This is a genomic window from Cytobacillus horneckiae, from assembly GCF_002835735.1.
Classification (GTDB): domain Bacteria; phylum Bacillota; class Bacilli; order Bacillales; family Cytobacillaceae; genus Cytobacillus; species Cytobacillus horneckiae.
In genome coordinates, this window is sequence record NZ_PISD01000008.1 from 293710 (window position 1) to 314200 (window position 20491).

At 35.6% G+C, this 20491-nt stretch carries 28 protein-coding genes, 1 pseudogene and 1 riboswitch; of the genes and pseudogenes, 17 read left to right on the forward strand and 12 right to left on the reverse strand.

All coding sequences use genetic code 11. The features are described 5' to 3' along the window. Positions 1 to 39: 39 nt before the first annotated feature. The 6 genes from CWS20_RS04610 (at position 40) to CWS20_RS04635 (ending at position 6373) form a co-directional block, all read left to right on the forward strand. Entirely contained in the window at positions 40 to 1698 is a 1659-nt protein-coding gene (locus CWS20_RS04610; protein ID WP_066199677.1) for a glycerol-3-phosphate dehydrogenase/oxidase, read from the forward strand. Positions 1699 to 1767: 69 nt separating this feature from the next. Further along, positions 1768 to 2280 (forward strand): hypothetical protein, encoded by a 513-nt coding sequence (locus tag CWS20_RS04615; RefSeq protein WP_066199673.1) that lies wholly within the window; start codon positions 1768 to 1770, stop codon positions 2278 to 2280. A gap of 604 nt (positions 2281 to 2884) precedes the next feature. Then, positions 2885 to 2967, forward strand: a riboswitch (ZMP/ZTP riboswitch). A 43-nt stretch (positions 2968 to 3010) separates the two neighbouring features. Further along, positions 3011 to 3856 carry a bifunctional 5,10-methylenetetrahydrofolate dehydrogenase/5,10-methenyltetrahydrofolate cyclohydrolase gene (locus CWS20_RS04620; RefSeq protein WP_066199671.1) on the forward strand — a complete coding sequence of 282 codons (846 nt, stop codon included), beginning with the start codon at positions 3011 to 3013 and terminating at the stop codon, positions 3854 to 3856. Between the two features lie 238 nt (positions 3857 to 4094). Further along, the gene (locus CWS20_RS04625; protein WP_066199668.1) at positions 4095 to 4295 is read left to right on the forward strand and encodes a cold-shock protein; all 201 of its coding nucleotides are present in this window, start codon (positions 4095 to 4097) and stop codon (positions 4293 to 4295) included. 326 nt (positions 4296 to 4621) lie between these two features. Continuing rightward, positions 4622 to 6088 carry a degradosome RNA helicase CshA gene (gene cshA / locus CWS20_RS04630; protein ID WP_101226239.1) on the forward strand — a complete coding sequence of 489 codons (1467 nt, stop codon included), beginning with the start codon at positions 4622 to 4624 and terminating at the stop codon, positions 6086 to 6088. Positions 6089 to 6172: 84 nt separating this feature from the next. Continuing rightward, entirely contained in the window at positions 6173 to 6373 is a 201-nt protein-coding gene (locus CWS20_RS04635) for a cold-shock protein (protein ID WP_066199666.1), read from the forward strand. A gap of 84 nt (positions 6374 to 6457) precedes the next feature. Here the strand turns inward: CWS20_RS04635 and CWS20_RS04640 are convergent, their stop codons facing one another. Continuing rightward, entirely contained in the window at positions 6458 to 7267 is an 810-nt protein-coding gene (locus CWS20_RS04640; RefSeq protein ID WP_066199663.1) for a GNAT family N-acetyltransferase, read from the reverse strand. 205 nt (positions 7268 to 7472) lie between these two features. On the opposite strand from CWS20_RS04640, the gene CWS20_RS04645 reads away from it, so the two are divergent. Further along, positions 7473 to 7868, forward strand: a complete 396-nt coding sequence (locus CWS20_RS04645; protein ID WP_066199660.1) for a cytosolic protein — start codon at positions 7473 to 7475, stop codon at positions 7866 to 7868. A gap of 33 nt (positions 7869 to 7901) precedes the next feature. Here CWS20_RS04645 and CWS20_RS04650 read toward each other — a convergent pair whose 3' ends face one another. Beyond that, complete coding sequence (locus CWS20_RS04650; RefSeq protein WP_066199657.1) at positions 7902 to 8204, reverse strand: DUF6509 family protein; 303 nt, start codon at positions 8202 to 8204, stop codon at positions 7902 to 7904. A gap of 292 nt (positions 8205 to 8496) precedes the next feature. On the opposite strand from CWS20_RS04650, the gene CWS20_RS04655 reads away from it, so the two are divergent. Together CWS20_RS04655 and CWS20_RS04660 are read left to right on the forward strand one after the other, a co-directional pair. Beyond that, the gene (locus CWS20_RS04655) at positions 8497 to 8700 is read left to right on the forward strand and encodes a cold-inducible protein YdjO-related protein (RefSeq protein ID WP_066199654.1); all 204 of its coding nucleotides are present in this window, start codon (positions 8497 to 8499) and stop codon (positions 8698 to 8700) included. 29 nt (positions 8701 to 8729) lie between these two features. Beyond that, a complete protein-coding gene (locus tag CWS20_RS04660; protein ID WP_066199651.1) occupies positions 8730 to 8909 on the forward strand; it encodes a hypothetical protein in 180 nt (59 codons plus the stop codon). A gap of 34 nt (positions 8910 to 8943) precedes the next feature. On the opposite strand, the gene CWS20_RS04665 is transcribed toward CWS20_RS04660, so the two are convergent. Continuing rightward, positions 8944 to 9378, reverse strand: a complete 435-nt coding sequence (locus tag CWS20_RS04665; RefSeq protein ID WP_066199648.1) for an RrF2 family transcriptional regulator — start codon at positions 9376 to 9378, stop codon at positions 8944 to 8946. Between the two features lie 174 nt (positions 9379 to 9552). Here CWS20_RS04665 and hmpA point away from each other — a divergent pair, with 174 nt between their 5' ends. Further along, the gene (gene hmpA / locus CWS20_RS04670; RefSeq protein WP_066199645.1) at positions 9553 to 10719 is read left to right on the forward strand and encodes an NO-inducible flavohemoprotein; all 1167 of its coding nucleotides are present in this window, start codon (positions 9553 to 9555) and stop codon (positions 10717 to 10719) included. A 284-nt stretch (positions 10720 to 11003) separates the two neighbouring features. Here hmpA and CWS20_RS04675 read toward each other — a convergent pair whose 3' ends face one another. From CWS20_RS04675 to CWS20_RS04700, 5 genes and pseudogenes are all read right to left on the reverse strand, one after another. After that, on the reverse strand, positions 11004 to 11315 hold the full coding sequence (locus CWS20_RS04675) for a site-specific integrase (RefSeq protein ID WP_066199642.1): 312 nt from the start codon (positions 11313 to 11315) through the stop codon (positions 11004 to 11006). Between the two features lie 2 nt (positions 11316 to 11317). Beyond that, a pseudogene (locus tag CWS20_RS29280) lies at positions 11318 to 11563 on the reverse strand (tyrosine-type recombinase/integrase); the annotation flags it as partial. A gap of 21 nt (positions 11564 to 11584) precedes the next feature. Next, on the reverse strand, positions 11585 to 11764 hold the full coding sequence (locus CWS20_RS04685) for an Arm DNA-binding domain-containing protein (protein WP_066199637.1): 180 nt from the start codon (positions 11762 to 11764) through the stop codon (positions 11585 to 11587). A gap of 700 nt (positions 11765 to 12464) precedes the next feature. Beyond that, positions 12465 to 13652: a M3 family metallopeptidase gene (locus tag CWS20_RS04695; RefSeq protein ID WP_083957435.1), complete on the reverse strand. Its 1188-nt coding sequence runs from the start codon at positions 13650 to 13652 to the stop codon at positions 12465 to 12467. A gap of 170 nt (positions 13653 to 13822) precedes the next feature. Continuing rightward, entirely contained in the window at positions 13823 to 14212 is a 390-nt protein-coding gene (locus CWS20_RS04700; protein WP_066199631.1) for a hypothetical protein, read from the reverse strand. Positions 14213 to 14494: 282 nt separating this feature from the next. Here CWS20_RS04700 and CWS20_RS04705 point away from each other — a divergent pair, with 282 nt between their 5' ends. After that, positions 14495 to 15016: a recombinase family protein gene (locus tag CWS20_RS04705; RefSeq protein WP_066199628.1), complete on the forward strand. Its 522-nt coding sequence runs from the start codon at positions 14495 to 14497 to the stop codon at positions 15014 to 15016. Between the two features lie 280 nt (positions 15017 to 15296). Here the strand turns inward: CWS20_RS04705 and CWS20_RS04710 are convergent, their stop codons facing one another. From CWS20_RS04710 to CWS20_RS04720, 3 genes are all read right to left on the reverse strand, one after another. Beyond that, on the reverse strand, positions 15297 to 15824 hold the full coding sequence (locus CWS20_RS04710) for an SMI1/KNR4 family protein (protein WP_066199626.1): 528 nt from the start codon (positions 15822 to 15824) through the stop codon (positions 15297 to 15299). Between the two features lie 21 nt (positions 15825 to 15845). Then, on the reverse strand, positions 15846 to 16220 hold the full coding sequence (locus CWS20_RS04715; protein ID WP_066199623.1) for an HNH endonuclease: 375 nt from the start codon (positions 16218 to 16220) through the stop codon (positions 15846 to 15848). 167 nt (positions 16221 to 16387) lie between these two features. Beyond that, the gene (locus CWS20_RS04720; protein ID WP_066199621.1) at positions 16388 to 16816 is read right to left on the reverse strand and encodes a hypothetical protein; all 429 of its coding nucleotides are present in this window, start codon (positions 16814 to 16816) and stop codon (positions 16388 to 16390) included. Positions 16817 to 17087: 271 nt separating this feature from the next. Between CWS20_RS04720 and CWS20_RS04725 the strand changes: the two genes are divergently transcribed. Both CWS20_RS04725 and CWS20_RS27905 read left to right on the forward strand, forming a co-directional pair. Continuing rightward, positions 17088 to 17303: a hypothetical protein gene (locus CWS20_RS04725; RefSeq protein ID WP_066199618.1), complete on the forward strand. Its 216-nt coding sequence runs from the start codon at positions 17088 to 17090 to the stop codon at positions 17301 to 17303. Positions 17304 to 17541: 238 nt separating this feature from the next. Further along, the gene (locus CWS20_RS27905; RefSeq protein ID WP_157090549.1) at positions 17542 to 17718 is read left to right on the forward strand and encodes a hypothetical protein; all 177 of its coding nucleotides are present in this window, start codon (positions 17542 to 17544) and stop codon (positions 17716 to 17718) included. 145 nt (positions 17719 to 17863) lie between these two features. Here the strand turns inward: CWS20_RS27905 and CWS20_RS04730 are convergent, their stop codons facing one another. Next, complete coding sequence (locus tag CWS20_RS04730; RefSeq protein ID WP_066199614.1) at positions 17864 to 18922, reverse strand: DUF3900 domain-containing protein; 1059 nt, start codon at positions 18920 to 18922, stop codon at positions 17864 to 17866. 124 nt (positions 18923 to 19046) lie between these two features. On the opposite strand from CWS20_RS04730, the gene CWS20_RS04735 reads away from it, so the two are divergent. From CWS20_RS04735 to copZ, 4 genes are all read left to right on the forward strand, one after another. Then, positions 19047 to 19460, forward strand: coding sequence for a VOC family protein (locus CWS20_RS04735; RefSeq protein WP_066199611.1), 414 nt, complete (start codon positions 19047 to 19049; stop codon positions 19458 to 19460). A gap of 51 nt (positions 19461 to 19511) precedes the next feature. After that, positions 19512 to 19694 carry an H-type small acid-soluble spore protein gene (locus CWS20_RS04740; protein WP_066199608.1) on the forward strand — a complete coding sequence of 61 codons (183 nt, stop codon included), beginning with the start codon at positions 19512 to 19514 and terminating at the stop codon, positions 19692 to 19694. Positions 19695 to 19844: 150 nt separating this feature from the next. Further along, positions 19845 to 20183: a metal-sensitive transcriptional regulator gene (locus CWS20_RS04745; RefSeq protein ID WP_066199604.1), complete on the forward strand. Its 339-nt coding sequence runs from the start codon at positions 19845 to 19847 to the stop codon at positions 20181 to 20183. Positions 20184 to 20196: 13 nt separating this feature from the next. After that, the gene (gene copZ / locus CWS20_RS04750; RefSeq protein ID WP_066199601.1) at positions 20197 to 20403 is read left to right on the forward strand and encodes a copper chaperone CopZ; all 207 of its coding nucleotides are present in this window, start codon (positions 20197 to 20199) and stop codon (positions 20401 to 20403) included. Positions 20404 to 20491: the final 88 nt, after the last annotated feature.

Sequence of the window (20491 nt, forward strand, 5' to 3'; positions counted from 1 at the left end):
TCTATAATAATGTTTTTTCTAAACCAGGAGGATTTTGCTATGAATTTTTCAAACTCAAATAGAAATGAAATAGTAAACAAATTAGCAAGTAACGACTACGATATTCTTATTATAGGCGGAGGGATAACAGGTGCTGGTATTGCACTCGATGCAGTTACAAGAGGAATGAAGGTTGCTCTAATTGAAATGCAGGATTTTGCTGCAGGTACTTCCAGTCGTTCAACTAAATTGGTACATGGCGGCCTTCGCTATTTGAAACAGCTAGAAGTAGGTGTTGTGGCTGAAGTTGGCAAGGAGCGTGCGATTGTTTATGAAAATGGTCCTCATGTCACAGTGCCGGAGTGGATGGTTCTGCCTTTCCATGAAGGTGGAACATTTGGTAAGTTCACAACTTCAATCGGATTAAAAGTATATGACTTTTTAGCAGGTGTAAAAAAATCAGAGCGTAGAAAAATGTTGGATGTGAATGAGACTTTAGCGAAGGAGCCTCTCATTAAGAAAGAAGGATTAAAAGGCGGCGGCTATTATGTTGAGTACAGAACAGATGATGCCCGTTTAACTATTGAAGTGATAAAAGAAGCGGCTCATCGTGGCGCTGATATTATCAATTATACAAAAGCAGAACACCTCATTTATCATGACGGCAAAATTACTGGCGCAGAAGCCCATGATCTGTTAACGGGCAAAAAGTTTAAAATACAAGCGAAAAAAGTAATTAATGCCACTGGGCCATGGGTAGATCAGCTGCGTGAACTGGACGGCTCAAATACGAAAAAATCTTTAAAGCTAACGAAAGGAGTTCATATCGTTCTTGATCAGTCGGTTTTTCCGCTTAAGCAGGCAATATACTTTGATACAAAAGACAAACGAATGGTTTTTGCTATCCCAAGAGATGGGAAAACATATATTGGCACGACAGATACTTTTTACTCAGAAGATCCTGTCCAGCCGACGATTACTAAAGAAGATAGAGACTACTTGCTAGAAGCCATCCATTATATGTTCCCATCGTTAAAAATAACAGATGAAATGATAGAATCAAGCTGGGCTGGCGTGCGACCGCTTATATGGGAAGAAGGAAAGGATCCTTCCGAAATCTCACGCAAAGATGAAATTTGGGAATCAAATACTGGGTTAATTACAATAGCGGGAGGAAAATTGACAGGTTATCGAAAAATGGCTGAATCAGTAGTAGATTTAATCTCACAAAAATTCAAACAGGAAAATGACCGCATTTTTTCTAATTGCATAACAAAAGACATGCCTATATCAGGCGGCCATGTCGGCGGTTCAAGTCAATTTGATGAATATATAAATAAAGAAACAACTGCAGGAATAGAGGCTGGTCTGCCTAAAAGTGATGCCTATCATTTATTGGCTGTTTATGGTTCAAATGCACCTATCATTTTTGACCTTGTACAAAAGGATTCGAGCGAAGCAAGCGCTGCAGGACTTCCTCTTCTATTATGGGCGAAGTTAAAATATAGCATTGATTTTGAAATGGCTGCTACTCCTACAGATTTCTTTTACCGAAGAACAGGCGCATTATTATTTGATATAGCAGCTGTTAAGAAATACAAAAAAGAAGTGAATGAATATATGGCGCAAAAACTCGGGTGGACGACAGCAGAAAAGGAAAAGTATAGTCAGGAATTAGAGGAGAAAATCCTTGTAGCAACAACAGCATCAGAAAAATAAAAAGGATTAAGCGGCCGCTCTATCGAATGTAATTTAGAAATGAACGAATAGGGGGCTGCTTAATAGCTTATGAAGAGAATCACTGCATTCGTTTTTATTTTTGGATTTATCGGCCTGCTTGCCTTTTTGGCCATTTTTATCTTTAATGTTGGTGGAATGAATCCGTTGCAAAATAATAGTACTAAAGGTGAAAGCATTGTTCACTCAAATGAAAAGGTTGGTTCTACTGAAGACCATACAGCTGAAAAATCAGATGATAGCCTCTCGTCCTTCATAAAAGAAAATCATTCTTTTTATAATGAGACGCTAGGGTGGGGAAGAGATAACAATATTAAGTGGGAAGAACAGCGCGAACAAGCAGAATCCATTCAATCAGACTTGGAAAATTTAACGTCTGAGGATAATGAGTTACAAACAGACTTGGACGCGATAAATGAGCTGGTACAAACGATCGCCGCTGGATCAAAAGACAAAGATGATGCAATCAAGCTTCACCGTTATTTTCATGATTTAGATATCGTCTACAATGATTATAAAGATACAAAGGATTTCTTTAAGATGACAAGGTTTCGCGGAGAATAGAAAATCACTTGACAAAAAATAGGATGGTTGCTATACTATAGAATGTAATATTTGAGGTACAATTAACAAGTCGTAAATCTTTGTTAATGAAGATTTCAACGGCTTTTTCTTGTTGTGAAAGTTACTCTTTAGAGTAAGGTTCGATCAACGGGTTTATTATTAAGAACTATTTTGTGGACCAGCATAATAACATGCTGAAATTCTTCTTAAATCATCTTCTGTTAAACCAGAACTTCTACGCAAGGTTTACTTCATTAAAAATAAGACTGCGGTTCTTATTTTTTCTTCTAATCAAAATCTATAAGAGTTACTTTTCTCGAGAACAATCTTTCGAAAACCTGAATCCTACTGGCGCGGTCTTGGAGCTGCAAGGATGGAAGAGAGGCAGGGCTTTCATTGTTTTAGGTAAAGAACTTTAGTGAAAACTCAAATATTCGGCGGACAGCGTTTTAGCTGTCCGCCTTTTGATTTTTTTAGGTAATTATCATGATCAAATTAAATATTAAAATCATCTGATAAAATACGAACATTACAAATCAAATTGATTGTAATATATGTGTTGTGATATAATTTTTATGAGATAAATTTAAATAATTTAAGATTGAAAAATCGCAGTGACTGACGACAATGCGGAATGGACCGCTGGGGAGCTGCGTCTATGTATAGCCGGTCGTCTGGGCAGAGACAAGGGTTATCCTTGTCTCTTTTCTAATTAACGGAGGGAACATACATGGCAGACAAATTAATTTTAGACGGGCAAGTTGTATCAAATGATGTGAAACAAAAGCTGAAAAATAGAATTACCAAGCTAGCTGATGCTGGGGTGACCCCATGTTTAGCGACGATTCTAGTAGGAGATGACCCTTCCTCTGAGACTTATGTCAGAATGAAGGGCAACGCCTGTGAAAAGCTAGGAATCATCTCTAAAAGAATTCATTTGGATAAAGATACAACGACTGAGCAGCTGCTAGAAACGATTCAAAGCTTAAATGAAGATCAAGCTGTACACGGAATATTATTACAGCACCCTGTTCCCAATCAAATTGATGAAAGAAAAGCTTTCGAAACAATTGCTATCGAAAAAGATGTTGATGGCGTTACAAGCATAGGATACGGTCAAACTGCATTCGGTTTCGGTGTTTATCCTTCATGTACACCTGCTGCAATCATGCAGATTATTGACTATTTCGATATCGATATTGAAGGTAAACATGCCGTTGTCGTGGGAAGAAGCCCGATATTAGGAAAGCCGGTATCAGCTTTATTGCTTAATCGCAACGCGACAGTGACTACGTGTCATTCGTATACTGAAAATCTTAACCAACATTTAAAACAGGCAGATATTGTTGTAGCAGCAGTAGGGAAGCCTAACTTCATTAAAGGCAGCTCATTAAAAGAAGGTGCAGTCGTTCTAGATGCTGGATACAATAAAGGAAACATTGGCGATGTTGAATATGAGAGCTGCTATGAAAAAGCCTCGGCCATTACTCCAGTTCCAGGAGGCGTAGGCCCAGTTACCATTTCAATGTTATTAAAACATACGGTTGATGCCGCGGAGAGAACAATCACTATTTAAATAAAACATTTGACTTCTGCTAAAGTATAGCTTATGATTAAGTCAACGCTGTAAAGTTCGTTATATATTATTTGGATAAGTGGTCGTAACTGCAAGTGAAATGTAGGCGATTTAACTCCTCATTTCATGCAGGTACGGCCTTTTTTGCTCAAAAAATTAAGTAACAAGGCTTCCCACTTTTCTATATAAGCCCATATAATTAAGACTTATAGTGAAACATTTTTTTGGAGGTATTATCATGAACAACGGTAAAGTAAAATGGTTTAATGCAGAAAAAGGTTTTGGTTTCATCGAATCAGCAGAAGGACAAGATGTATTCGTACATTTCAGCGCTATTCAAACTGATGGTTTCAAAACTCTAGAAGAAGGTCAAGACGTAACTTTCGAAATCGTTGAAGGTAACCGTGGACCTCAAGCTGCTAACGTAGTTAAAGCATAATAATGCTTGAAATGAGGTGATGCATGTCAAATCATGCATCGCCTTTTTATGTTAATAGAATTATGCGGTAGGTAATGTGAAAATTTTTTATTCATACTCCGCTTTCTACTTCATTCATCCATTCCTCAAAAGCGATTCCATCCAATTATCCTTTTCAGGAATAATTATATACAGTTTTCTTCCATGTGATCGCTATTCAATACTCTTTTCCTTATGTTTAAAAAATATAAATTTCAGGAAATGTAAAAAAGAGAAGCAAACTGGAAAGACTCATAATAATAAGTATAAATCTATTGGGTTTATTAATATAAGGAGGATCTTTTATTTTGGTAAAATTTTCAGATTTTGGACTAAGTATTGAGCTTGAAAAAGCTCTATCTAATATGGGCTTCGAAGAGCCAACACCGATTCAGGCACAGGCACTTCCAATTGCGTTGCAAGGCAAGGATATGATTGGCCAGGCACAAACAGGAACAGGTAAAACAACAGCATTTGGCGTTCCTTTATTAGAAAAAATTGTTAAAGAAGATGGCATTCAAGGATTGGTTCTAGCACCAACGCGCGAGCTGGCTGTCCAAGTAGCGGAGGAATTAAACCGCATTGGTCAAGTCAAAGGCATCCGCACCCTTCCTATTTATGGTGGGCAAGATATCGGCCGTCAAATTCGTGCGTTAAAAAATAGACCGCAAATCATTGCAGCAACTCCTGGTCGTTTAATTGACCATATCGAAAGAAGAACAATTCGCCTTGGCAATATTAAAACTGCTGTTCTTGATGAAGCAGATGAAATGCTGAACATGGGATTCATTGAGGATATTGAAAGAATCCTTGGTGAAATTGAAGGGGAAAGACAAACACTTCTTTTCTCAGCGACAATGCCTAAGAGAATTCAAGCTTTAGCTGAAAAGTTCATGCATGAGCCTGAAATCGTTAAAGTGAAAGCGAAAGAATTGACAGTTAAGAATATTGAACAGACGTATATGGAAGTACATGAAAAACAAAAATTTGATGTGCTTTGCAGCTTGTTAGATATCCAATCACCAGAACTAGCCATTGTATTTGGCCGCACGAAGCGCCGTGTTGATGAGGTGGTTGAAGGCTTGATTAAACGTGGATATTCAGCTGAAGGAATCCATGGCGATATTCCACAGGCTAAGCGTGACCAAGTTATCCGCCGCTTTAAAGATCAAACGATTGATATTATGGTAGCGACAGATGTAGCTGCTCGCGGACTTGATATTTCTGGCGTATCACATGTGTATAACTTTGATATTCCTCAGGACCCTGAAAGCTATGTTCACCGTATTGGACGAACAGGCCGTGCAGGTAATAAAGGATTAGCTGTTACGTTCGTTTCACCAAGAGAAATCGATCATTTAAAAATAATCGAAAATGTAACAAAAACGAAAATGAATAAGCAGCCAGTGCCTTCTTTCAAGGATGTACTAGCTGGTAATCAGCAATCTACAATTAATCGTTTAATGAACACGATTGATAAAAACGATAATAATGATTATAAACGAATTGCAGAAACATTATTGGAAGATACTGATTCAGTCACATTATTATCTGCGGCATTGAAGCTATTAACGAAAGATCCGGATGTCACACCAGTTAAGATCACTGCAGTAGAGCCGTTGCGTACGAAGAAGCCAAAGAGCGGCGGCGGACGTGACCGCAAACGCTATGGCGACCGTTCGAGAGGCGGTAGTAGAGATCGTCGTGAGGGCGGCAAAGAAAGAAGAGAAGGCGGAAGCCGTGAAAGAAGAAGACCAAGAAATCGCACGAAATGATTATAAAATCCAGTGAATTGAGTCATATTAGTAAATACAGGAATAATTTCCTGTGATTTATTGATATTAGGAGGAAAAGAACAAATGGCAACAGGTAAAGTAAAATGGTTTAACTCAGAAAAGGGATTCGGCTTCATTGAGCAAGAAGGTGGAGACGACGTATTTGTACACTTTTCAGCTATTCAAAGCGAAGGATTCAAAACACTTGACGAAGGCCAAGAAGTTAGTTTTGATATAGAAGAAGGTCAACGCGGACCTCAAGCTGTAAATGTTACAAAGGTTTAAATCAATGAGAAGGGCATCCTTATGGATGCCCTTTGCTTATTCGGCTCTGTTTTCGCGAGCGAAGTTACAGCACTTTAATTCAGTTTAATTTTCAAATTTATAATAGGCCTGCTCACCATAAACTTCAAAACCGCAGCTTTGATATAAGCGGAGTGCATGAGCGTTTTTTGCTGCGACCTCTAAATGAATGCTGTATTGTTTGCCCTCATTTCTAATAATCTGATTTAAAACTTGGCCGCCTATGCCGCGTCCTTGATAATCGGGGTGAACAGCAAACCCGTAAATCCAAAGTTCAGCTTCTTGCAGCTGCAGCCTTATTTTCCCCACTTCTTCAGTGCCAGCTAAGATAAGGTAGATGGTATCGTTTTTTGCATTCAATCGGATGTTAGCAAAAGATAAAGCTTCTTCTTCAGTTAAATCAAAACAAAGCATATCAAGCTTTTGTATAAAAGGTATGTCATTTTCTGTTGCCTTTTTTAATGTGAGATCGGCCGTGTTTTTACCTTTCGTTTTCTGATTCCATTTCATTTGAAATTCAGAAAATGCATATTGGCATGGTAGTGACTGAATAAATGCCTTTCCGCTAATAGAAGATTCGGGTGTATTTAATAAGACTTCCTCTGCTTGAACTAGGAGAGGTTTCGCTTTTTCCAGAAGTTTGGTAAAAATGCCTTTTCTTCTAAATTGAGGGTGAACCATCCCGCATAATTCAAACTTTTTGCCGAAAGGGTAAAGCCCTAAATATCCAATTAATTGTTTGCTGTCATAATGAAAAAAATCGAACTCGTCATTATCTCTTTCCGTTACCATATCCAAGTTAAGTTTTAAATTAAATTCTTTTTCCGCCTCGCAAATCTCCTGCAATTGTGTGATTGCTTCAATTTTGTTTTGCATAGGAAGACACTCCCTTCTTGATATATATTTTATCGCGCATGAATAAGCAGTAAAATCCCCACTGATGAAAGTTTCACTTTATCAGAAAAAAACAATGGAAACATCGTACATATTTAAGCTGATAATGTTTCTTTCAAATAAAGAGGGTAATAATAGGAATAGTAGATAAAATATGCTATTATCAGTTTGAAAGCGAGGGAGTTTAATGAAACAATTTACGGTAAATTTTCATGATGAAGATCAAGTAGAGACGATGAAAGTGAACAAGCTATCTGAAGAGGATTTCGAGCGTGTGACAGAAGGTGGAACTAGACATCTGTTTGAACTTGATACGAATATTGGCTTCTTCGTTTATTTTGATGCTTTAGATGAGGATGGAAATGAATCCTATATGGTTCTTCATTATGAAGGAGATGAAGAGGAGCCAAGTGCAGTCTATGGCTTTGAATTAAAGGATTTCTATCAGTTTGCTGCACTTCACCTAAACGATTTAGAGTTTAATGAGGAACATGATGAAGAAGACGATGTTTATGGACCTATTCATCAATTAGCACACTTGATGTATCATATTGTTGAGGATGGCAAAAACGTTGAACTGTAAAAAAAAGCCTGGAATTAAATCCAGGCTTTTTTATTATTCATTATCTTCATCAAGATGTTCTTTACAAAACTTAGTCACAACAATTTCTTCTTCTTCATCTAATGCAAAATCAAAAATTTTATCAGTATTATTTTCTTGAAAATAATAATTGAGAATCTTTTCGTCCTCGGTGCCTTTATAATAAAGAACGCGAAGGCGGATGCCTTGATCAGAATAGAGTTCATCCTCTTCATCTACATCAATATCTAAAAAGTATTCGTATCTTTTCCCTGTTAGGATACCTGTTGGATCTTTAATCTCTTCAATTGTAAAACTAGATATATTCAAAAGAATCATCCTTTCTTCACTTACCCACTAACTAAACTATTATACACTTTATCCAATAAGTTTGAATAGTATTTCCTCTTCATCGAAATTTTTTAATCATAAATGCATTTTTTTAGTGTTGTCTGCGCAGTAAAGCAGACTATTTCAATTTTGACATATTAATTACAATGTGATATACTAAATGTATAAAATAAAAAAATCATTTGGTTACACTTGTTATATAGGCAATTTTTCTGCTATATATGACGAGTGATTTTTATTTTATGGATGTGGTGTTCTACTCTCTAGGAGGTGCCTTTAGATGGCAATGGGATTTGGAAGAAAGAACATGGAAGAAATTAAAACCGAAGAGGTTAAAATTTGGGAATGTTCATCAGAAACTTGTAACGCTTGGGTGAGGGACAATTTTAAAAGCACGCCAAAATGTCCAATCTGCAATAGTGAAATGGTTGCGACAACTAAAGAGCTGCAAGTTGTGAACAATAATAGCATCTTTTCTAAATGAATTATATAACTTGTACGAAGAGTAATCAAATGATTGCTCTTTTTTTCTTTTATAAAATGGTGGATTTATTAGAAAAAATAGGTAAATTTAGCGAATTAGAAGATGAATATTTCGAAAGTTTAAACTGGGATGCTAATACTTCGGTTAAGTCAATTTATTTTTTTGATGCTTGGCCGGCAAAAGAAGAAGGCAATATAGAACAAAATTAAGCCGTCTGCTCTAACGAGTCTAGACGGCTCAATACTACGATTTAAATAAATCGGCCAACACCGACTTATTATAAGAAATATCAGCAAGTGTCACTTCATCCAAAACATTCAAGTAAGCTTTTAACGCTTTATTCAGTACATGTTTAAGGCCACAGGCAGGGGAGATGACACAATGATTGTTGTTTTCATCAAAGCATTCCACGATGTGGAAGTCTTCCTCTGTCTTTCTTACAACCTCCCCAATATTAATCTCTGCAGGATCTCTCGATAATCGGATGCCTCCATTTCTGCCTCTTACTGTTTCGATATAATCATTTTTTCCAAGCTGGTAAATAACCTTCATTAAATGATTTTTTGAAATTGAATAAGCTTCGGCAATTTCTTTAATATTGGAAAGCTTTCCTTTCTCAATCGTTGATAAATATAGTAATACTCTTAATGAGTAGTCAGTGTAATTAGTTAACCTCATATATGACCACACCTTTTTGGAATGATTACTTCTATTATACATTTTTGAACGTGACATGAACAAAATGTGACAACTTTTATAAAGATGTATTTAAAATATTGCTTTTACTAATAGAATAGATGTATTGTAAAGATGTATTTAAAATATATCTTTTACTTTAGGAGTGAAGGGCTTATGTTATCCCAACAAACCATACAAACGATTAAAGCTACTGTACCTGTTCTGGAACAGCACGGAGTAGAAATAACGACTCAATTTTATAAAAGGCTATTTGAACATCATCCGGAATTATTAAATATTTTTAACCACGCTAATCAGAAAAAAGGAAGACAGCAAACAGCATTAGCCAATACGCTATATGCTGCAGCTCAGCATATTGAACAGCTTGAAGTCCTTGTTCCAGCAGTTACTCAAATCGCGCATAAACATCGCAGTTTAGGTGTCAAAAAGGAACATTATCCTATTGTAGGAGAACATTTGCTGGCAGCGATGAAAGAAGTGTTAGGTGAAGCAGCCACAGATGAGGTTATTCAGGCTTGGGGCGATGCATACGGTGTGATCGCTAATATCTTTATTGATGTTGAAGAATCTATGTATGACGAAGCCGACTGGAGAGAATTTAAACCATTTATCGTTTCAAATAAAGTGAAAGAAAGTGCTGTGATTACTTCTTTTTATCTTGTAGCAAAAGATGGGCAACCTGCACCTTCATCTAAACCGGGTCAATATGTAACAGTGAAAGTGAAGCCGGAGGGAGAACAATATACTTCTAACCGTCAATATAGTTTATCTTCGAATCAAAATGAAGAATATTTACGGATCTCGGTGAAAAAAGAACTGAATGGGAAAGTATCTAATTACTTGCATGATGATGTGAAAGTGGGAGATGAAATCGAGGTAAGCGCACCTGCAGGTGATTTCACCTTAAAGCAGGACTCAGATTCTCCAGCTATACTTATTAGCGGTGGTGTTGGAATTACACCAATGATGGGAATGCTCCATTCAATTGCATCAGCAAACAGCAGCAGAAAGACCGCATTTATCCATGCATGTAAAAATGAACAAGTACAAGCATTTAAACAAGAAGCATCAGATTTAATCACCGCCATAAACGGTGAAATCTACACTAAATATGAAGATCAATCTGGCAGGCTGTCAGCTGAAGATTTAGCAAATTTTGTTAATGAAGATGGAGAGTATTATGTATGCGGACCAGCATTGTTCATGAAATCGGTTATTGCGATTTTATCTGAACTTGGCGTGCCTAATGAAAAGATTCACTTTGAATTTTTTGGTCCCGCAATTTCCTTTGAGCAAGCAGAAAATAAGGTCGGCATTTAAACAATATTAAATACCTCCTGAATTTCATTTCAGGAGGTATTTTTATACTGAAACTTATTTCCTGTTCATCTTTTCTATAATCGCATGCAAATCATCCGGCCGATGAAATTCAAGCGGAGAAACCCCTTATCAAAAACGATGGATTCTGATTCGACTAAGAGTACATGAATCATTGGCGCACCTTCACGGGTGGGTAAAACGAGGTCATTGTCGCAATAGCGGGTCTGGCAATGCTTCTTTTCCCATTAGATTAAATGACGGTGTTTTACTAATTCTCCCATAAGTCATCTTGGTATGAATACGGATCTAACGCTGGACTCGTTCTTTGCGCCCGCCTTTATTTCGGCTTTCTGCGTTAAAGTTTGGCGAATGTTTATGATGTTATTATCGAAGTCAATATCCTTCCATCTAAGCGCCAGTATTTCTCCTTGTATAAGGCCGGCAAGCAATCCGATCTGAAATCCTATTAAGCAACGAGTTACTCGGGCAATATGCGGTGCCTCGCGGAGAATATAGTTAACCTGGACGAGCGTCCAAACGGCCATTTCACGTTTCCGTTTCTTAGGTAGCGTTACGTCTTGCGCGGGATTTTCCATAATTATTTTGCGCTGACGTCCTTTTGGAGCGAGCCATAAAGGATACGATACATTAAGTGCACAGTAGGCGGAGAATATTCGTGATCCACCATGTCGTTAACGATATTCTGAATATGTTCGTATGCAATCGCCTGTAATTTTAAACGTCCCAACGCTGGCTTAATATTATTTTCGTAGTGAACGAGTTGAGTTTTTAGAGTTGAGCGTTGCAATGAAATCTTTCTTTCCGTCCAATATTCCTCCATAAATCGTTCGTATGTTAGCGAAGATTAATTCGTATAGTTTTCGGACAAGACTTCTGCTTTCAAACGAATATAAGCGTCATTAGCTGCGGCTCTTGATGCGAAACCTCTCCGTCTAATTTGCTTCCGTTTTCCTGTGAGCGGACTCTTGCCCGCATCGAAAACGAAATCCCATTTTCCTGTTCTTTTGTTCAATGATACTGCCACAGATAAAACCTCCTAGTATACCTGTGCAGATTCCCAATAAATTTATAAAATCACAATTAATTAACAAAATAGATAATGATGTTCGGATTCATTTTCACCAACACCGCTGATTTTACTATCTCGAAGGGAGAAGGAACGGATCTCCAAAAAGACACAACGTAAAATTTTGCTGAATGTTAATCCTATGAAAATGGCTAGGTGCATAGTAGAGTTGGAGAGGATTTATGGAATTAGAGTAGGTAATCCTCAACGACGAAATGATTTCACAATATTTAGGTTCGTAAATGGTACGCATATGTACCAAACTAAGGAACTATTCTACGAATACTTAAGGGGAAGGGTGGTGTTAATTGTGATAGCAGAAGTCATTTCTTCAGCACTCGTTGGTGGAGATTGCTAAAGCGTTGTAGGGTACGTCAAATATGACGCAGGGTTAGGTCTGCGAGGGACCTGAGCTATATATATCATATATTATTCAAAAATATTTCACCATTATTTTCTACTCTTTCTATAATTAGTATAAAAAAGAAAGGGTGATATGATTGGCTAATTTTTCCTTTAGGGTACCGCCAACATTTCGGAAATTTTGTACGCTAAGCGATTTTATAACTTAAAAAAGCTGATTTCCTGTACCTTAAGGAACCGACTTTTTTATTTGACTTGTTAAACTACAGCTGGTTTAGTTTATTGCAATTAATTTCTAACTTTTACAATTGTTATATTGCTCTATATCCTCTAATAACCGTTGTATTGACTGTTGCCAAAATTTTTGTTGAGAGAGATCTATATTGAAATGTTTTTTAATTAGTTGCTCTAGTGGTAGTAATCCAGTCTCACTTAGAAATCCTTGAAACTTTTTGTGAAATAGTTCATTTCCTTTAGCAATTTCTAAAAGTCCAATACTTAATAAAAAACCAAAAGAGTATGGATAATTATAAAAAGGAATATCAGCTTGATAGAACTGTCTATATTTGATCCATACAAAAGGTTCATATTCACTTAAATCATTACCATAAGCCTTTTCCTGACATTGTAACGAAAGTTCTTCAACCTGAATTACATCTAATTGTCCTTTTTTCCTACACTCATAAAATCTATTTTCAAATAAGTAAGCTCCTCTAATAGACATCAAATAATTTAGACTACGTTCAATCTTCCATCCAAGAATTGCTTTTTTAATTGAACCATCATCTGTGTTTTGAATTATATAGTCAATAAATGCCGTTTCAAAAAAGATAGAAGAGGTTTCTGCCATTGTCATCTCAAAAGTTTCTTCTGAAAAGCGTAAGGATGGAACATCTTTCATTTGTTTAAAATGCCAAGCATGTCCTAATTCGTGTGCAAGTCTTCTAGCACTATCTATGCTATCATCATAGCTTAAAGAAATTCTTGATTCACCTTCAGCAATAAATGGAGCACAAAAACCACCAAGTGGTTTTGTATTACGTTGTTCTGCATCTACCCAACCTTGTGAAATTGCTTCCTTTACGAATTCAGAAATATTTTTGTCAATGCCTTCAAGGGATTTAGTTATTCCATCTATTGCTTGTGAGAATTTAATCTGATGAGATCCTCCCTGAGATGACGTCATCAAATCATGCCATGAAAGTCTTTCTTTCTCTACTTCTTTTGCTTTGATTTTTAAATACTTTGAAAGTTCATGTGAATTGGAATCTACTACATCCCACATTGCCTTAAGGGTTGATTCAGATATGCCATTCAATTTTAAAGATTCATTAAGATAATCTACATTTTTTAGCCTGTTTTCATTAAGCCTAAGTCCAACCATTTGATTATAAATGGAAGCAAACACATTAGCTTGTGTTTCTAGTGTGTGGTTTAGTGCCTTAAATACAAGATGTCTTTTAGAAGGTTCCGGGTGAGACATTGCTAAATTATTGGCTTCAACAAAAGGTATTTCATTTTCTCCATTATCAAGATCAACTTTTACTTTTAAATTATTATTAAGTTGTGTATATATGTTTTCAAGACAGCTTAATGTTTCTCTGACAAAACTTGAAATAATCTTTTCTTCACTACTTGCCCTTGCTCCATCTTTTAATAACTCCGATATAAAACTTTCATGATTAATACTGTTAGACCAATCAACAAATTCTTCATATTACCTAGAGATTCTTGTAAATTAGATATAATATAACGAACTTGAGATTTCAATGCCGAGATGCACGCATTTAATGATGTTAAGAAAGAGGGGTCTATATTTTCTGTTGTTAAGCAATAATAAAATGATTCTGCGGATTCAATCTGTTTAATAACCTCCGAAAGGGTTACCAATTCATTTTCATACAGGGTATTTGATTTTGAACTCATCTCAATATCTATCAACTTTTCTTTGATACTACTCATATGTTTTTTAAACTTATCCAAGTCAAGACCACTTTGAAGGTTATTCAAGTTCCAACGTGTTGGTGTAATTATCGTTTCCAAATCCCTTTCCCCCTTTTCCATATCCAACAGATACATGTTAAAAAAATCTCAATCCATGTTAATTCCATATCTATCTTAACATATTTATCCATTTCATTTTCTATAAAAAACACCAAAACGGACGTTTAAGGTACTGAAAACATCTTTATTAAAAATCAACCTATTTTGTATTAATTCATAGAAGCAAAACTCATTTCCGAAATCAAAGTAACATTTTTAAATTCTAAAACCGTTTTTGGTGCTAAAATAGGTTTATAAACAACTATTCGCAGGTGATGAATGATGATATTTGGTTATGCACGTGAAAGTACAGAGGAGCAAAAATTAGATATACAAGTTGATGCTCTCGCACAATTTGGAGTAGAAAAGATTTATAAAGAAAAATTAACCGGAACGAGAAAAGATAGCCCTCAACTAGAAGAGCTTCTTAAAGTTTTACGCAGTGGCGACAAAATTGTTGTATATAAGCTTGATCGTTTTTCACGTTCTACAAAACATCTAATTGAACTTAGTGAACTATTTATTGATTTAGAAGTAGATTTTGTATCCATTACTGACAGTATTGACACTTCAACTGCAATGGGGAAATTTTTCTTCCGTACAATGGCAAGTATTAGTGAAAGAACAAAGTCTGGTCTTCAAGCAGCACGATCCAGAGGAAGGAAAGGTGGTAGACCAACAAAGAAAAAAGATAAAGTGGAAATGGCGATTAAAATGTATAAAAGTAAGGATTATACAATCAACCAAATTACAGAAGCAACGGGAATAGCAAGGACTTGTTTTAATTCGTGTTTATGGAAATGAAGGTATTCACCCAGGTGAAATTGATTAAATGAAGATCAAGAAATTGTCATTTATCTATTTGAATTAATAAATGATATGGGTTGAAGAACTAATCGCCAGAAAGAAGAAGATTAAGAAAGCTTTTAATAAAATTCCGACTGCAAATTTCAGGGGATATTGAATCGAGATAAGTAGAAGTAGACAACTAAATAAAATACACATTTTAATGGAAGAGGGTTATCTATTTTAGAATAATCTGGATTCAAATATTACTTGAATCCAGATTATCAGATGTTGTTCATTAATAATATTTATAATACTTTTCAGCATCTAGTTTCGACCATTCCCAGAAGTTAGAACCATTTGATATAATGAACCTATCTAAAAATATTTCAAAATTCATGTGCATAGGATCTTTTTCAGTGTTACCAATATATAAGTAATTTTTGTTGTTATCTACACAATTTTTAATCCAAAGATAGTTTTCATGTACATATCCAATAGGATAAAACTCATTATCAGTTGAGACAAATTGCTTTACTTTTGATAATTCCTCTAATGAGTATAATTCTAACCCTCCACCAATATTCGTATCACCTAAATACAATTGATGAAACTTCGCTCCATTTTGTTGTAATAAAAAAGCTTCATAATCCTCTGGAATATACAGTTCATTTATTTCCCTAAATTCTGTAATAGCTTCTTGAGCAATAGGAGAATTAAAGTAAAAGCCTACAGTTTGTAATTCCCCTTGATGAGAAAAAATCTGTAGCTTATTTTCTTTTAGTTGTGATTTCAATGTATCTATACTTTGTTTTATAAACATCATAATTCTCCTATCTAATTAATTTTAATAGTTGACCCACCAAGGTGTTACAATCTGTTGATGAATATCTCTAGGTATAGGATATAAGTTTGCAAAGTTATTTTGGCCACCACGCTCTCTAGGTCTTACATGATGTATGTCTAAAGCAGACCAATCCCACTTTGGGTCACCATAGGTATTTATATAATCTTTAATATATTTTCCTCTTAGAGTATTATTCCACGGTACTCTATCCTCGAGGGGAACTGTTTTATAATCTGCTCTTGCTGGGAATGGTAGAACTTTTCCGCTGTGGTTGTTTTTAAATAATTGGTAAAGTTTTGCTCTTTTATTTGCTAATACTGGCCCTACTTGATCAGCAGAATTGCTAATACCGCCGCCTGCCCAACCAACTGTCATTCTATATTTAAATATATAAAAATCTGACTGAGTAACATTATAAGTAAAAGAAACAGTTTTTCCAACATAAATGTCTGTACCTGTTAACTCAGTAGTTCTACCAGCTTGTTTTTTGTAAGTACCCTCATGAGCCTTACTAGTAAAAATATCATCTCCAGTAATAATAATTATGGTTTCAACCCAGTTATTTTAGTAATCTTTGAGGTTACTTTTATTTGTCGTTTATCGGCATCAAAAGTACTTTGTGATGTCATTTGAACATAATTGGCTACGGCAGGTTCGGCTTTGTTTACTTGTTTATCAGTCGTAAATGGTTCACCATTATCATTTTCTATAAAATCACTATCAGATGATTCGTGAGATGCTTTTACATCTTTTTGTAGTAGCTCAAATTCTTCCTGTGTTAGACTTGTGCTATGTTCCCCATTTCCATCAGAAACAATATATGTAATTGTTTCAAATGAATTTACACCTTCATCTACTAATGAAATATCATTATTAGCATTTTCTGAAGCACCGACATTAAGCCCGAGAGATAATAACACTGTGCTAAATGAAAGAACAAATACTAAAAACCACTTAGCTAACACCTTCATTTTATTCCTCTCCTTTTTAAATATAGTGAAAATAATTTTAAAAAACTCTCTCAAATATTAGATCATATCTTTATCACCTCATCTGTTCATCTGACATCAAATACCAATATTATCCAAATAATTTGAAATCCCTTCCCTTTTTTTGAGAAATTTACTTATTTTTTTACGTTATTTCCCATCTGAAATTTTTGGTAATAAATGGGTTAATTAGAATGTTTTTATATGATAATATGAAAATAAATAGAAAAAAGAAAAGTAAGGAGGAGTAATAATGGAGGACAATAAATCAAATTTAAAGAATGCAGCGATCATTTTAGGAGTATGTTTTGTGCTTGGTTCATGTACGATAGCAAGCTCAATTAATGATGTAGTAAATCATAACATTATTGATAGTAACTATGATTCTATTGATTACGAGTTAAGCAGATTTAACGATAATTTCGAAAGATACCTAGACATTATTGAAGGGAAAGAAAGTGGACAATAAACATGGAAAAACTTATAAGAGCTATTTTAGTAGGAGTTATAGCAGGTTTAGTGTTTTATTTTACTAATCCCTATGATTTGAATTTTATTGTTACCTTATTAATCGGGGGGTGACTCTTGAAAAGAGTAAAAGTTGGGGAGTGACCAAGATTTTAATTTTGTAAAAGTAACTAAAAAAACAAAGGGAGAGATACATAATATGGAGAAAAATTTACTTTGAATTTAGGAGCATTTACAATTTGGAAGAAGCAAAATGGCTCCCACAAACATTTATTGATGCAAAACTTGTTGTAATTAATGCCGATGGTCAAGAAATCGAATTAGGAATTGCAGATTTATTGAATATGGATGGTCTAAAAATGTATGATGCGGAAACAGGTGATGAAATATTTGAGGATGGTGTTGTATATGAGTAAAATTTAAGACATTGTGACCAAATAAAAAATGAACACAATTTATGCTCATTTTTTATTTGGTTAATTGGGAAACTGCACATTTTTATTTAGTTTGCGGTCACATTTCCTTGTGACTTCAACTTTTTCTACTATATTATACTGAAACTTATTTCCTGTTCATCTTTTCTATAATCGCATGCAAATCATCCGGCCGATGGAATTCCAGGGGACTCACGCCTTTATCAAATACAATCGACTCTGATTCCACTAAAAGCACATACCGTCCATCAATCTTCCCAAGATGAATATTCTCTCCGAAATCAGCAAGCAAGCCTTTAATTGCAGTATTGCCGATAGTCATTCGAATTTCCGCTTCCGGTGTATGCTCGATAATTTGGGCAGCGGCCTCCATGACTTGGTGTGTATCCAGCCGCTCTTGAATTTCTCTCTTTTCACTCGCTTCCCAAATCTCTAAAGACTCTTCAAATTGCTGCATTTCTTCACTGTTTTCTGCAAAAGTTTCCTGAGCATGCTCCTGCACCATATGCATGACTTGAGACTTCATAATTTCAGGCATGGAGTCCTCATACTCAACAAATTTCAGGAAATCCTCAAAGTATCGTGCGTGTGAGGCTTGATGGATTTTCAATTCGCCTTCTTCAACCATGCCTTCTTCGGGCATATAAGGATATTGAATCGACTTCATATTTTTTGTTGTAATGGCCATTTCTACATTTTTTATTAATGTAGACTCGTCTGATATCGATGCGACCTTTGGTTCAAAATCACATTTCATAATAAATAAAAACGGTTCATCGAAGTATTTAGTTAGTTTCGCTGAGGCGATAAGCACTACGCCGCCGCGTACTGCTGCCGTATCTACATATGCATGAACAATTTGCTCGTTGTGTTCCTTAAAACCATCAATCGTTTCTGCGTATCTCACTTTGTGAAATAAATTATAGTTAGGATTAGAGGTAAGTTCATGACCAGGTTCGACAATAAAGCGGCCGATTTTCGTCGGTGCTTGATCAGTTTTTGGATGGCGCTCGACCTTACGCTTAGAGATTTTCATGAGCTCGCCATCAAGGAAATCTTTTAAAGCGCTATTTTCGTACCCTTCATTATCCAATGTTTGAAAATGCTTAATAAATTTATTTGCTTTTTCCCCTTTACCCTCGACTTGTACTACATAGAAGGAGATGTAACTTATATCAAAGTCCATGATTATGCCACCTATTTTTATATTTCGAACTTTAACAGTATAGAAAATGAATGGAATGCCGTCAACTTTTTATCATTTATGATTAAATATTCATTATAATAAAAATAATCAAGGAGGCGATGTGATGGCAACGGGTATGATTCATCATTTTGAAATAAATGTGTCTAATCTTCAAAGATCTATAGCGTTTTGGGGCTGGCTATTAAAAGAATTGGGTTATGAATCATTTCAGGAATGGGAGAGCGGCAAGAGCTGGAAGCTAGGCGAAACCTATTTAGTATTTGTACAAACAGACGTTAAATTCATCGAACCAGGTTATCATCGCAGGCGTACAGGGCTAAATCATATTGCTTTTCATGGACGTTCCAGAGAACAAGTGAATCAATTAACGGAGAGGCTAATGAGCAAAAATGTCCCCATCCTTTATAAGGATAAACATCCATATGCTGGTGGGGAGCATCATTATGCAGTATTTTTTGAAGATCCTGATAGAATAAAGGTTGAAATTGTTGCACCAATAAATAACTCATATGCATAAAATTTATCCCTCTTCAAAAAATAGAAAGACAACTTTGAGGAGTGTGGTTAAATGGATTCAAAACGCTTAAAACAAATCTTATCTTCATCCAGTGATGTAGATGTTCAGTACAATGGCACATCCGTTTGGGTGGATCAGCTCCACGAAGATGGAAGAACTGTAACCGTTCACTTAAGAGGGGTCCCGCTCGAAGAAAGAACAGAAGTGGATGTAGCTGATTTAAAGGAAATTTAAAATGATGGCTGCCCTTCAGGAGGCGGCCATCATCGCTTTTCTATAACGAAAAATTGAACTTGATTAACTGAGAAAAAAATTTTTTAAAAGTAATCACTTTACATAGGGTACCGGGGTATAATATAATAAGCACATGAAGGAGGCGATTCAATGGAAAATGAATTTGATCAAGAACAAAATGTAATTGATCATTGTGCTGTGACCTCTGATAGACAAAGTCATCATTCTGATAAAGTGAAGAAGAATCTTGTCACGAGACTTAATCGTATAGAAGGTCAAATTCGCGGAATTAAAGGTCTGATTGAAAAAGACACATATTGCGACGATGTCATCACGCAAATATCTGCTACACAGTCTGCTTTAAATAGTGTAGCAAAAATTTTGCTGGAAGGGCATTTAAAAGGCTGTGTTGTTGATCGGATCAATGAAGGCGATCAAGAAGTACTTGATGAATTTTTAATTACGATTCAAAAACTTATGAAAAAATAGGAGGAATTTTAAGATGGAAAGTGTAACTTTAAATGTACAAGGTATGTCATGCGGTCATTGTGTCAAAGCGGTTGAAGGCAGTGTCGGTGAAATGAAGGGTGTAAAAACAGTCGCGGTTGATTTACAAAATGGAAAAGTGAAGGTTGATTTTGATTCAGCTTCTGTTAGTCTAGATGAAATCAAAGAAACAATTGATGATCAAGGCTATGAAGTAAAATAAGGAGCTGCGTGCTTATTTCGCACGTTCTCTTTTTACACTTTTTTATAGGATAGTAGGGTATAGTATTAGTTGTACAAAGAAAGGAGTG